Genomic DNA, 12727 nt, shown 5'->3' with positions numbered 1-12727 from the left:
CACACATGGGGGATTGAGGTGAGCCATCAAGGACTGGAGCAGCACCGTAGAATTCTCGGCATCCTCTTCATCGTCATCAACGGGCTGTCGGTGCTCATCGCCGTGGGAGTGATGCTGTTCATCGGGGCGATGGGCGGGCTGTTGCCGGGCGCGAAGCCCGAGGAGCGGGCGCTGATTGTGGCCGTGGGCATGGGCGTGGGCGGGTGCCTCGCGTTGCTGGGGCTGCCAGGTGTCATCACCGGCTTCGGGTTGCTGAACCGCAAGGCGTGGTCGAGGACGCTGACGCTGGTTCTGGGCATCCTCGCCATTCCCAACGTTCCACTGGGCACGGCCCTGGGGGCCTACGCCCTCTGGTTCTACCTCCAACCAGGGTCTGACCAGGTCTTCGACACATGAGCCCCCACTCCGAGCCCCCGGTCGCGGAAGAGGCGCGCTACCTCGCGCTCCAATCGCTGGACCCGTGCACCGCGGGCGTTCTGGAGATTCTCGTCGTCGGCTTGCATGACGAGAGCTGGCGCGTGCGCCACGTCGCGGCGGAGGCCCTCAAGCGGATGCCCGCCTCGAGCGAGCTCGCGGCCCGGCTCATCTCCGTGCTGGGCGAGCGAGGGGAGACGGGGGCTCGGAACGCGGCGGCGGAGGCGCTCGCGGGGCTGGGCAGTGCCGCGTTGGGCCCGTTGGTGGGCCTGCTGGCCCATCCAGACCCGGACCAGCGGAAGTTCGCCGCGGACATCCTGGGTCAACTGGGGCATCGCGATGCGGAGGCTCCGCTGGTGCGTTCGCTCTCGGACGCGGACCTCAACGTGCGCGTGTCCGCGGCGGAGGCACTGGGGCGCATCGGCGGCGCGCAAGCCGTCACCGCGCTGGAGTCGCTGCTGGCCGAGCCGGAGCCGCTGCTTCGCCTGTCCGCCCTGGAAGGGTTGACGCTGCTTCAGCATGCGGCGCCCCTTCCGCTGGTGAAGGCCTTGCTGGAGGACCCTCGGCTTCAGCGGAGCGCCTACCGGATGCTGGGCCTCATTCCGGAGGCGGACGCGACGGTGCGCATCTGCCAGGGGCTCACGTCGGAGTTGCGCTCGGTGCGAGAGGCGGCGCTGTCCGCCCTGGGGACACAGGCCGCGCGTTCCGGCGGTGCGCGGCGCGGGGAACTCGAAGCGGTGGTGCGGAAGGCGCTCTTGCCCCTGCCCGGCGTAACGCCGCGACTGACCGAGGCGCTGGCGTCCGAGGACGGCATGGTGCGCGCGGGCACGCTGGTGGCGGTGGCCTCGCTGGGCGATGCGTCGCTGGCCGTGCCCGTGGCGGAGTGCGCGCGCGAGGCGCGGCTGCTGCGCGAGGTGCTGCACACGCTGGGAAGGCTGGGGCCGGCCGGCGGGCGCACCTTGCTTCATCGCCTACCGGAGCTGTCTCTGCCGGCGCGGGCCGCCGCGGCCGAAGCGCTGGTGGACCTGGTCGACGCCTCGGCGGTGGCAACGCTGTGCGCGTTGCTGGAGTGGGTGGAGGACGAGCTTCGCGCGGTGGTGGTGCGTGCCTTGGGGCGCACGGGCGCGGCCTCGGCGGTGTCGCCGCTCGTCGCCCTGTTGGAAGAGCCATCCCTGGCGGGGGCGGCGACGCGTTCTCTGGCCGAACTGGCGGAGTCGTGTCGGCCGGCGGTGCTGGAGGCGTTGGAGGATGCTGTGGCGCGCAGGGCCACGCCCGCGGCGGTCGCCGCCCTGGCCCGCGTGGGCGGAGTGCCGGCCCTGCCCTCGGTGAAGCGGCTGGCGCGGGATGAGGACCCTCGGTGGCGCGCGGCGGCGGTGGTGGCGGCGTGTGAGCTGGATGGCGACGTCGGTCGGGAGCTGGTGCGCGCGGCGCTCGCGGATGAGTCCGTGCCGGTGCGCATCGCGGGCACGCGGGCCCTGGCGCGACTGGGCGGGCCGGACGCGGGCGCGCTGCTGTCGCCGGTACTAAGGGACGAGGACCCCTCCGTGCGGGTGGCCGCGGTGGAGGCGGCGGGGGACTGCGGCGCGTTGGACCGGGTACCGGACCTGGTGGCCCTGACGCGAGACGCGGATGGCGCGCTGGCGGTGGCCGCGGTGCGGGCCCTGGCGCGGATGGGAGCGGCGGGCCCAGGAGTGTTGCGGGAGGCCGCGGGCCATCCGGACGTGGAGGTGGTGAAGGCGGCGTTGGTGGCGGGGGCGGAGTCGTCGGCCGGCGTGACGATGGCGCTGTCACTGCTGCGTCATGCGCGCTGGGATGTTCGCGCGGCGGCGGCGCGGGTGCTGGGAGATTCGGCGGGGCCGGAGTGTCTGTCCGCCGCCCAGGAGGCGCTGGAGGCGGAGTCGGACGCCCTGGCGCGGCGAGCCCTCTCCGACGCCGTGGAGCGCCTGCTCCGGCGCTGAGAGGGCTCCATGGCACGCTTCGACGACGGACGTCCGGAGATGTCAGCGGAGGAGTTCCGTCTCCTCCGGGACCACGTGTATTCGCACTGCGGCATCCTGGTGCACGAGGACATGAAGTTCGTGATGGAGCGCCGCCTGTGGCCCCGGCTGGAGTTGCTGGGGCTGCCGGACTACGGCGCGTATCACCGCTACCTGCGCTACGACGCCAACCGGCACGCCGAACTGGAGGCGGCCGTCGAATCCCTCACCACCCACGAGACGTACTTCTTCCGCGAGCCCACGCAGCTCAAGTCCTTCACGGACGAACTGCTCCCGGTGGTGGAGCAGCGCAACGCGCGGCTGCGCCGGCTGCGGGTGTGGTCCGCGGGTTGCTCGTCCGGGGAGGAGGCCTACACGCTGGCGATGCTCCTCAAGGACAGCCGCCGCTTCGACGACTGGGACGTGGAGGTCCTGGGCACGGACATCTCCCGGCGCGTGCTGGCCATGGCGCGCCGAGCGGAGTACGGGCCCTCCGCGCTGCGCGCCACCTCGCCGGAGTTTCTGGAGCGCCACTTCGTTTCGCTGGGAAACAACCGCGTGCGCGTCCGGGACGAAGTGCGCGCCTGGGTGTCCTTTGGCCACCACAACCTGCTGGACGAGGTGGGTAGCCAACTGGTGCCACGCATGGACGTGGTGTTCTGCCGCAACGTGCTCATCTACTTCGACCTGGCGGCACGCCGGAAGTTCCTGAGCATCGTTCGGGACCGGTTGGTGCCAGGGGGGCACCTGCTGCTGGGACACTCAGAGAACCTGCTGAACCTGGGCTCGGACTTCGAGTTCGTTCACCTGCGCGGGGACCTGGTGTACCGGAGGCCGGAGCTGGACGAAGGAGCGCGTCGATGAGCAGCAAGGACGTCATCTCCGTACTGGTCATCGACGACTCGGCCCACAACCGGCGCACCCTCTCCACGATGCTGGAGTCGGAGCCGGACGTGCGAGTGGTGGACCGCGCGGCGGATGGAGAAGAGGGGCTGAAGAAGGTCGTGGACCTGAAGCCCGACGTGGTGACGCTGGACCTGGAGATGCCGAAGCTCGGGGGCTACACCTTCCTCCGCCTGCTGATGCGCACGGCGCCCACGCCCGTCATCGTCATCTCCAGCTATTCGCACCGGTCGGATGTCTTCAAGGCGCTGGAGTTGGGGGCGTTCGACTTCATCGCCAAGCCGCAGCACCCGACGTTCGAGGCCATGGAGGCGCTTCGCGTGGAGCTGCTGGAGAAGGTCCGGGCAGCGCGGCACGTGCGCCCCGGTTACCGGCACGCGGCGCCAGGGGCCCGCGCCATGGCGGTGGCGGGCGAGCCGCCGCTGGTGGTGGCCGTGGGTGCCTCCACGGGCGGCCCCCCCGCGGTGCAGCGGGTGTTGGAGGGACTGGCCGTGGAGCCCACGCCGTGCGTGCTGGTCTGCCAGCACATGCCGCCGCAGTTCACCCGCGCCTTCGCGGACCGGCTGGACCGCATCGGTCCCTTCACCGTGACGGAGGCCCGTGACGGAGACCTGGTGCAGCCGGGGCACGTGTACATCGCTCCGGGCGGGCGGCACATGGTGGTGGCCGAGCGGGGCTCCCGGCTGGAGCTGCACACGCCGCCGCCCACGCACGTGGACAAGTACGCGCCCAGCGTGGACCGCCTCTTCGCCAGCATGGCGCAGGTGCTGGGCGCCAAGGCCCTGGGCGTGGTGCTGACGGGCATGGGCGCGGACGGCGCGGAGGGCGCCCGTGAGGTGCACCGCGCGGGCGGCGAGGTCTGGGCGCAGTCGGAGGAGACCTCGGTGGTGTTCGGCATGCCGGGCGAGGCCATCGCCACCGGGGCGGTGAAGCGGGTGATTCCACTGGGCGACATCGGCCCGGCGCTGGCGGCCCTGGCGCGGCGGCGGCGCTGAAACTCCGGACCTTGGCGCGCGGGTGCTAACGTCCGCGGCCCATGACGCAGCAGATTCGAGCCTTGGTGGTGGATGACTCGCAGGCCATGCGGCGCAGCATCATGTACGCGCTGCAGCGCCTGTCCGGCGTGGTGTGCACCGAGGCGCAGGACGGCGCCGAGGGCTTGAAGAAGCTGACGCAGGGCCGCTTCGACCTGGTGCTCACGGACATCAACATGCCGCTGATGGACGGGCTGAAGCTCATCAGTCACATCCGGCAGGCGACCGAGTACCGGAACGTCCCCATCATCGTCGTCACCACGGAGGGCGCGGCGGCGGACCGGGAGCGCGCGATGAAGCTGGGCGCGAGCGCGTACCTGGTGAAACCCGTGCAGGCGAAGGTCGTGCTGGATACCGTTCGGGACCTGCTGAAGCTGGACTGAAGGCGAGCGCGTACGAATGGATTCTGTCCTGCGGGTGGAGGGCCTGGAGAAGGCGTATGGCGAGGTGAAGGCCGTGCAGGGGCTCACCTTCGAGGTGGCGCCCGGTGAGGTGCTCGGGTTGGTGGGGCCCAACGGTGCGGGGAAGACCTCCACGTTGCGGTGTCTGGCGGGCATCCTGCCGCCCAGCTCGGGCCGCATCCTGGTCGCGGGACATGACTTGTCGCAGACGCCGGTGGAAGCGAAGCGCGCGCTGGCCTTCCTGCCGGACGAGCCGCGCTTCTTCGAATACCTCACGGTGTGGGAGCACCTGAACTTCACGGCGCGGCTCTACGGCGTGGAGGACTGGGAGGAGCGGGGCCGCGCGCTGCTGGAGGAGATGGAGCTGACGGGCAAGGAGAAGTCCCTGCCGGGCGAGCTGTCGCGAGGCATGAAGCAGAAGCTGTCCATCGCCTGTGGCTTCCTGCATTCGCCAAAGCTCATCCTCCTGGACGAGCCACTCACTGGCCTGGACCCCATCGGCATCCGGCGGATGAAGGCGTCGCTGCGGCGCCGGGCGGAGGAGGGCGCGGCCCTGGTGCTGTCCTCGCATCTGCTGCCGCTGGTGGAGGAGCTGTGCCACCGGCTGCTCGTCATCACGGGCGGCAAGGCCATGGCGCTGGGCAGCCTGGAAGACATCCGCGCGCGACTGAGTGGCGCGGAAGGGGAGCACGCCTCGCTGGAAGAGCTCTTCGTCCGAATCACCAGCGCGGGAACGCAGGCGCCGTGAGCTTCCCTCGCGCGGTGGCCTTCCTCTGGGCCGCGACCTGGCGCAATCGCGTCCGGCGGCAGCTGGAGCGGCTTCGCAAGCCGCGCTACCTCCTGGGCGCCCTGGTGGGCGCGGCGTATCTCTACTCCGTCTTCTTCCGGCGTTTGGACTTCCGTGGGTCGGTGGGCACGGTGTCCGAGGGTGTGCGGTTGTTCGCCGAGCTGTCGCTGGTCGGCTCCGCGCTGGGGACGTTGTTCGCTGCGTGGGCGCTGGGCCGGGACCGGCCGTCGCTGACCTTCTCGGAGACGGAGGTGGTGCAACTCTTCCCCGCGCCCGTCCCTCGCAGGGCCCTGCTGCAATACAAGCTGGTGCGCGGGCTCCTGGGAACGTCGCTGGGCGCGCTGTTCGCCACGCTGTTCCTCGGGAGGACCATCAGCCCGCATCCCGTCCTCTTCTTCGTGGGGGCGTGTCTGGCCTTGGGCACGCTCTATCTGCACTCGACGGCGGCGTCCTTCATGCGCACGCGGCTGTCGGCATGGGGCCTCTGGGGCCAGGTGGTCCGCTGGGGCGCGGTGGGGGGTGTCCTGGCGCTCGTGGTGCTGGCGGTGTTCACCTCGCTGCGAGAGCACCCGGTGCCCGAGGACCTGTCATCAGGCCGCGCGCTTCGCGAGTGGTTGCAGGCGCTGATGGCGTCACCCGGCGTGGCGGCCGTGTTGTGGCCGGGCCGGCTGCTGGTGGCGCCAGCGCTGGCGCAGAGCGTGGGCGACTTCCTGTGGGCCCTGCCACCGGTGTTGGCGCTGATGGCGGCGCACTACGGCTGGGTGCTCTGGGCCGAAGTCCCGTTCGAGGAGACGGCGGTGGTGCGCGCGGAGTCCCGCTCACGGGAGCGCATGCTGCGGGCCTCGGGGCGGATGACGCGTGTGGGCTCGCTCACGTTGAGCCGCCCTCCATTCCGGCTGCTGCCTCGAGGCCGACCGGAGGTGGCGCTCATCTGGAAGAACCTGATTGCGCGCAAGCGGATGGGCGGCGGGTTCGCGGTGTTCCTCGCCTTCATCATCCTGGGCGGTGTCATCGCGGCGATGATGGGCGACACGCGTCTGTTCACGGACACGCGGCGGGTGCTCGGGCCGGTGGCGCTGGCGTTGTCGGTGATGCTGACGGTGGTGGGGCCGAGCGCGTTCCGCATGGACCTGCGGATGGACCTGCCCAAGCTGGACCTGCTGCGCGCCATGCCACTGACAGGACGGCAGGTGGTGCGCGCGCAGTTGGCGGCATCCTCGCTGGCCCTGGCCTCGTTCCAACTCGCGCTGTTGGTGGTGGCGCTCGTCCTGGGGCCCGGCGTGGAGGCCTCGCGCCTGGGCGGCTGGTGGTGGCCAGGAGGGCTGGCGCTGGCGTTCCTGCTTCCGGCCGTGTCGCTGTCGGGCCTCTTCGTGCAGAACGCCGCGGTGGTCCTCTTCCCCTCGTGGGTACCGGCGGATACAGGCGAGCGGGCACGCGGCATCGAGGCGATGGGCCAGCGCTTGCTGGCTGTCGTGGGCACGCTGGTGGTGATGCTGGTGGGGTTGATTCCCGCGGGGCTGGTGGCGCTCGTGGTGGGCCTCGCTGTGTCGACGCTGCTGGGCCCCTGGGCCTTGCCCGTGGCGGGCTTCGTCGCGGCGGGTGTGTTGGTGGGGGAGGTGTGGCTGGGTGTCCTGGCGCTGGGCCGCGCCTTCGAGCGCCTGGATGTCTCCGAGGACCGGCCGGAGTAGGGCGCTCCGCGTTCGCTCCTGGACGTGCGCGTGCTTTGCGGTGGTGGAGCTCCTGGGCGCGGATTATCCGGGCCGCTTCCGGGAGGAGACGCGCATGAAGGTGGGATTCATTGGCCTGGGCAACATGGGACTGCCCATGGCGACGAGCCTGGTGGCGGCGGGGCACGAGCTGACGGTGTGGAATCGCACCGAGTCCAAGGCCGCGCCGTTGAAGGAGAAGGGGGCGCGCGTTGCCCGCAGCCCCGCGGAGGCGGCTCGCGGCGCGGAGGTCGTCTTCAGCATGCTGTCGGATGATGCGGCCGTGACGTCCGCGGTCTTCGGTCAGGACGGGCTCCAGGCAGGACTGGCGCCAGGGGCCGTGCACGTCTCTTCGAGCACGCTCTCCGTGGCGCTTTCCGAACGGTTGGCGGAGACGCATGCGAGCGCCGGCCAGCGGTATCTCTCCGCACCGGTATTCGGCCGCCCCACCGCGGCGGCATCGAAGCAGCTGTGGGTGGTGGCCGCCGGTCCGAAGCAGGACGTGGACCGGTGCCGCCCGTTGCTGGAGGCGCTGGGGCGCGGCCTCACCGTGCTGGGCGAAAGTGCCCCGGCGGCCAACGTCGTGAAGCTGTCGGGCAACTTCCTCATCGCGTCGATGATGGAGGCGCTCGCCGAGTCCTTCGCCCTGACGCGCAAGTCCGGCATCGAGCCGAAGGTGTTCCTGGAGGTCTTCCAGTCCGTCTTCGCGCGCTCGCCCATCTTCGAGGGGTACGCGCAGCTCATCGCCGAGGAGAAGTACAGCCCGGCGGGCTTCAAGATGCGGCTGGGGCTCAAGGACGTGGAGCTCGTCCTGGGCGCGGCGCGCACCGCCGAGGTGCCCATGCCCCTGGCCAGCCTCGTGAAGGACCAGTTCCTGGGAGGCGTCGCGCAGGGCCACGGCGATTTGGACTGGTCCGCACTGGGGGCGCTCGTCGCCGAACGGGCCGGGTTGAAGCAGGGCGGCTGAGCGCCCGCGCTCCAGGTGCACGCCCGACTGCCGTGCACCTGGAGCTTCAAAGACTGCGAGAAGCGTTTACTGCCGCGCGTTCATCTCCGCCGCGGGGATGGGGAAGCGCTCGTGGGGCGCGATGTCCGGATCCAACTCGCGGGGGAGCGAGTCGAGCCGCCCGTAGCGCCGAAGGTCAATCCACCGGTGGCCGCCCTCGAACAGGAGCGAGTACCGCTTCTGCTTCAGCAGCTCATCCAGGGCATTGTTCTCATCGATGTCCAGGCGCGGCGGCAGCCGGCCGGAGGTGGTGCGGATGAAGTTGAGGTCGTCCGCGGCCGGGCCGAAGTTCCGAGCACCGATGTTGGCCTCGGCGCGCAGGAGGATGAGCTCCTCGTTGCGGATGATGGTCACGGGCGAGTTGTTCGTGGGGTAGATGCGGAAGCGCCACTCCGTCGACAGCTTCCCGTCCGCCGCGGTCCGGACCGCGGGCAGGCGCGTGAGCTTCCGGACCACGCGGTCATCCACGGTGCCATCGTCCTGGAGCTCCGCGTCGGTGACGATCGACGGGTGCGCGAAGACGTTGACGCTGATGAGGCCATTGTCGGTGTCGCCGGAGTTCGTCCCGAACGAGTGATAGACGCCCAGCTCCAACGGCTGAGTCTGGTTGAGGAAGGACTGGCTCAGGGCGCTGAGCGCCTCGGGGTAGCGCCCCCGGTACACCGCCACCCGTGCGGCGAGCGCGCGGTTGAACTGCCGGAACGTCGTGGGCGTGTTGAAGCCGGCGAAGCCCGGGCTGAGCTGGAAGGGGAAGGTCTCCCCGGCGTTCTCCAGGTGGGTGTGGCCCTCGTCGAGCAGCGCGGCGATTCGCTCGAACACCGCCTCCTTGCCCACGATGGGGGCCAGTTGGCCAATGGGCAGGTTGACGTCGATGGGGGCCCCTTCGGTGTCTCGCGTGTTGATGACCACGAGGAAGTCCAGGGCCTGCATCGTCTTCGCGAAGCCGCGGAGGCCCTCCTTCTCTGCGTCGGGCGTGTTGGGGACCTTGTCCAGGGAGTCCAGCAGCGCATTGGCGTTGCGGATGTTCAGGTAGGGCGAGGTCCAGTGATTGCCGCCGAACGCCGGGCCGCCGGGGTCCAGGGTGGGGCCCAGCAGTTCGCCGACGGCGCGCGGGTCCGCGGGGTCGAAGACGTACGCCTCGCGCCCGATGATGCCGAGCTGGGCCACGTAGCCGTTGGGAGCGGCGACACCAGCGCGGTGGCCGAGGAGCAAGCCCGTGGCGGCGGTGAGCACCGCGGGACGCGTGGGCCGCTCGCGGAAGTCATCGAGGCTGGGGTTGTTCAGGTCCGGGACGTCCAGGCTCCCGCAGCCGCTCAGGCCCAGGACGGTGAAGAGCCCCACGAAAGCCTTCTTGGTCAGTTGGATGGTCATGGCTCAGAACCCGACGTCGATGGAGGTCCAGAAGCTGCGGCTGGGAGGGAAGGGGGCCACGTCCACGTTGCGGGCGACGGCCTGGTTGCCGAAGTTGCTCACCTCCGGATCCAACCCGGAGTAGCCGGTGAACATGAGGAGGTTGCGTCCGCTCAGACTGAGCCGGGCGGACTTCACCGCGGGAACCATGGACACCCAGTCCTTGGGCAACTGGTACATGAAGGTCACCTCACGCAGCTTGAGGAAGCTGGCGTCCTCGATGTACGTGCTCGCGTGCGTACGTTGCCGTACGAGTCGCTCGCGGCCCCCCGTCGTGAAGTCCGGTGACGTCCCGGCGTCGTCGTAGATGTACCGCGTCAGGTTGATGATGTCGCTGCCCTGCTGCCAGTCGAACAGGAAGGACAGGCTGAAGTCCCGGTACTTGAGGCTGTTGGTGAAGGACATGCGGAAGGTGGGCTCGGTGTCGCCAATCTTCCGCACAATCGGGCGGCCGTTCTCGTCGACGCCGTCGTTGCCGACAATCTGCGTCGCCGTCGCGCCTTCCTCGATGCGGAAGGCGCCCAGGCTGGTGCCGAATCCGCCAGCGAGGAACGCGGGAACGGGCAGGTCCGTCACCCGGCTGCGGTTGAGGGCGAACGTCGCGCCGCTGGTCCACTCGAAGCCGCCGCGCACGGGCGTCACCTGGAGCATGGCCTCGACGCCACGGTTGCGCAGCGAGCCGCCGTTGAAGATCTGCGTGGCGAAGCCACCGGACGGGGCCAGGGCGCGCTGCAGCAGCAGGTCACTGATGTTGCGCTGGTAGATGGACAATTCCGCGACCACGTCGCCGCCGAAGAGGAGGGCGTCCACGCCGGCCTCAATCTCACGCTGCCGCTCTGGCTTGATGTTCCGGTCACCCGCGATGCCGGTGCCCACCAGACCCGGGCTGCCGGCGATGTTGCCGGTGGCGCGCAGGCCGGTGAACTTCATTCCGTACAGCGGCAGGTTGCCCGTCTCACCGTAGGCCGCGCGGACCTTGAACTCGTTCACCTTCGGGTGGAACGAGGGAATCCGGTAGGCGGTGGCCAGCTTCGGGTACAGGAACAGCGCGTTGGGGTTGCCGTTGGCGCTGCTCTGCTCGCCGCGCAGCGCGCCCACCAGCGTCAGCCGCTCGTCCAGCAGGAGGAGCTCCTCCTGGACGTAGTAGCCCCGGTCCCTCACCAGCGAGCGGTTCTGCCGCAGGTTGACCACGGTGCCACTGTCCACGTTCTGCCGGCCCGCGTTCAGGTTCTTGCTGACGATGTAGACGGAGTCGATGTTGCGTTCTTCGAACTGGAGACCGCCTGACGTGGTCGCCACGATGCCGCCCGACGTGGGCTTGTAGGTGTGCACCAGGTTCAGGCCGGAGTTCAGGTTGCGCACCTGGCTGGTTCCGAAGAGCGACGAGCCCGGCAGACCGTCATCCAGCGGCTCGAAGTTGAGCTCGGGCGGGAAGAAGAGCGAGTTCTCCTGCTGGAACCGGTCCACGCCCGCGTTGGCCAGCACGCGCAGGTGGTGGGCCTCCGTCTTCCACAGGTGCCATGTCAGGTCGCCGGACCCGATGAAGCGCCACACATTCTCATCGTTCTTCACCAGCGCGGCCGTCTGCAATGGGTTGGCGCGGTTGGAGAGGAAGGGGTTCTGCGGGTACACGCCGTCCGAGTTGGCCTCCAGCGGGAGGAACTCCGGCGCGTGCGGCAGCACCATGTAGTTGCTGATGCTCGCGTTGTCGTTGTTCGTCAGACCGCGCTGGCCCAGGGAGTGAACCAGGTTGGTGGCGACGTTGACCTCCACCGACTCACCCAGCTTCTGGCCCAGGTTCAGCCGGAACGACTGCTTCTCGTACCCGGTGTTGGCGATGATGCCTTCGTCGTTCTTGATCATCGCCGACGCGAAGTACTTCGTATTGCCCGTCACGCCGCTGACGCTGGCCAGCGTCTCCGAGGACAAGTCGCGGCGGCCGGCCAGGGCGGACTCGTGGTCGAACCGGCGACCCTCCACGTAGTACTGGGCAGCGGCCTCGCCGAACGTGTCGCGCACCTCGTCCACGCTGTTGAAGCGGCGGGTGCCGAGCTTGTTGGCCAGCGTGTACATGCCCAGGCGCTGGGTCACCTCGAACTGCGGCTCGCTGGAGCGGCCCCGCTTGGTGTTGATGATGACCACGCCGTTGGCGGCCTTGGAGCCGTAGATGGCGGCGGCGGACGCACCCTTGAGGACCTCGATGCTCTCGATGTCGTTGGGGTTGATGTCCGCGATGCGGTTGACCTGGTTGTCCTGGGTGGGGTTCGCGTTGGCGCCGGCCACGGACTCGGTGATGGCGAACACACCGGAGGCGATGGCCACGTCACTGACGAGCACCCCGTCGATGACGTAGAGCGGGGCGGAGGAGCCGTTGATGGTGGACACGCCGCGCAGCCGGAGCTGGAGGCCGCCACCGGGCGCGCCGCCGTTGCTCTGGATGTTGGCGCCGGCGACCTTGCCCTGGAGCGCCTGGTCCACCGTCTGGGCGGGGGCGCGGTTGATCTCCTCGGAATTCACCGAGGCCACCGAGTTGGCCAGGTTCTTTCGCGCCACTTCACTGGCGCGGCCCACCACCACCATCTCCTCCGCGAAGATGTTCTCCAGCGCGACCTCGACGGTGCGCTGGTTGGCGCCAATCTGCACCTCCCGCTCACCGTAGTCCTGACTGGAGAAGAGCAGCGTCACCGCGCGGGCGGGCACGTTGGGCAGGGTGAAGGTGCCGTCCAGCTCCGTCTCCACGCCCTGGGTGGTGCCCTTGATGATGACACGCACCAGCGGCAGTCCCTCGTTGGTGAGCCGGTCCGCGACGCGGCCTTTCACCGTGCGCACGTTGGCGGGCGCGGGCGAGGGCGCCGTGAGCGCCGGCTGTGGCGCAACCCCTGGCGCGGGTGTCCCCGGCGTCTGTGTTTCGGGAGCAGGCGGCGCGATATTCGCGTCCTGAGCCAGCGTTTCCAACGAGAAGAGTGCAAACACGCACCCCGGAATCAACGCCCTTCTCAGCGTCATTCGGTCCTCACTCGCTGCGGATGGACGGCTCCCCCCAAGGCAGGATGCCGGTGAGGTGAATCGTCACTGGCTCAACGATTGGCC

At 69.7% G+C, this 12727-nt stretch carries 10 protein-coding genes; 8 read left to right on the top strand and 2 right to left on the bottom strand.

The window, feature by feature from the left end; translation table 11 throughout:
* The first annotated feature begins 18 nt into the window (after nucleotides 1-18).
* The 8 genes from BHS09_RS24055 (at nucleotide 19) to BHS09_RS24020 (ending at nucleotide 8188) form a co-directional block, all read left to right on the top strand.
* Nucleotides 19-396, top strand: coding sequence for a hypothetical protein (locus BHS09_RS24055; RefSeq protein WP_140793581.1), 378 nt, complete (start codon nucleotides 19-21; stop codon nucleotides 394-396).
* Nucleotides 393-2372 carry a HEAT repeat domain-containing protein gene (locus tag BHS09_RS24050; RefSeq protein ID WP_140799168.1) on the top strand — a complete coding sequence of 660 codons (1980 nt, stop codon included), beginning with the start codon at nucleotides 393-395 and terminating at the stop codon, nucleotides 2370-2372. The genes BHS09_RS24055 and BHS09_RS24050 overlap by 4 nt, the downstream gene beginning before the upstream one ends.
* Nucleotides 2373-2381: 9 nt before the next feature.
* Complete coding sequence (locus BHS09_RS24045; protein WP_140799166.1) at nucleotides 2382-3254, top strand: CheR family methyltransferase; 873 nt, start codon at nucleotides 2382-2384, stop codon at nucleotides 3252-3254.
* Complete coding sequence (locus BHS09_RS24040; protein ID WP_140793575.1) at nucleotides 3251-4288, top strand: protein-glutamate methylesterase/protein-glutamine glutaminase; 1038 nt, start codon at nucleotides 3251-3253, stop codon at nucleotides 4286-4288. The genes BHS09_RS24045 and BHS09_RS24040 overlap by 4 nt, the downstream gene beginning before the upstream one ends.
* 41 nt (nucleotides 4289-4329) lie before the next feature.
* Entirely contained in the window at nucleotides 4330-4710 is a 381-nt protein-coding gene (locus BHS09_RS24035) for a response regulator (RefSeq protein WP_011554738.1), read from the top strand.
* A 16-nt stretch (nucleotides 4711-4726) separates the two neighbouring features.
* Nucleotides 4727-5476, top strand: a complete 750-nt coding sequence (locus BHS09_RS24030) for an ABC transporter ATP-binding protein (RefSeq protein WP_140799164.1) — start codon at nucleotides 4727-4729, stop codon at nucleotides 5474-5476.
* A complete protein-coding gene (locus BHS09_RS24025; protein ID WP_140799162.1) occupies nucleotides 5473-7203 on the top strand; it encodes a putative ABC exporter domain-containing protein in 1731 nt (576 codons plus the stop codon). Before BHS09_RS24030 ends, BHS09_RS24025 begins: the two co-directional genes overlap by 4 nt.
* A gap of 94 nt (nucleotides 7204-7297) precedes the next feature.
* Nucleotides 7298-8188: an NAD(P)-dependent oxidoreductase gene (locus BHS09_RS24020; protein WP_140793570.1), complete on the top strand. Its 891-nt coding sequence runs from the start codon at nucleotides 7298-7300 to the stop codon at nucleotides 8186-8188.
* Between the two features lie 66 nt (nucleotides 8189-8254).
* Here the strand turns inward: BHS09_RS24020 and BHS09_RS24015 are convergent, their stop codons facing one another.
* Nucleotides 8255-9598, bottom strand: a complete 1344-nt coding sequence (locus BHS09_RS24015; RefSeq protein WP_140799160.1) for a RagB/SusD family nutrient uptake outer membrane protein — start codon at nucleotides 9596-9598, stop codon at nucleotides 8255-8257.
* A gap of 3 nt (nucleotides 9599-9601) precedes the next feature.
* Nucleotides 9602-12643 (bottom strand): SusC/RagA family TonB-linked outer membrane protein, encoded by a 3042-nt coding sequence (locus BHS09_RS24010; RefSeq protein WP_335929615.1) that lies wholly within the window; start codon nucleotides 12641-12643, stop codon nucleotides 9602-9604.
* Between the last annotated feature and the right edge of the window lie 84 nt (nucleotides 12644-12727).

Source organism: Myxococcus xanthus, from assembly GCF_006402735.1.
Taxonomy (GTDB): domain Bacteria; phylum Myxococcota; class Myxococcia; order Myxococcales; family Myxococcaceae; genus Myxococcus; species Myxococcus xanthus_A.
The sequence above is the reverse complement of the archived record's forward strand: the minus strand, read 5'-3'. Positions and strand labels throughout refer to the sequence as shown.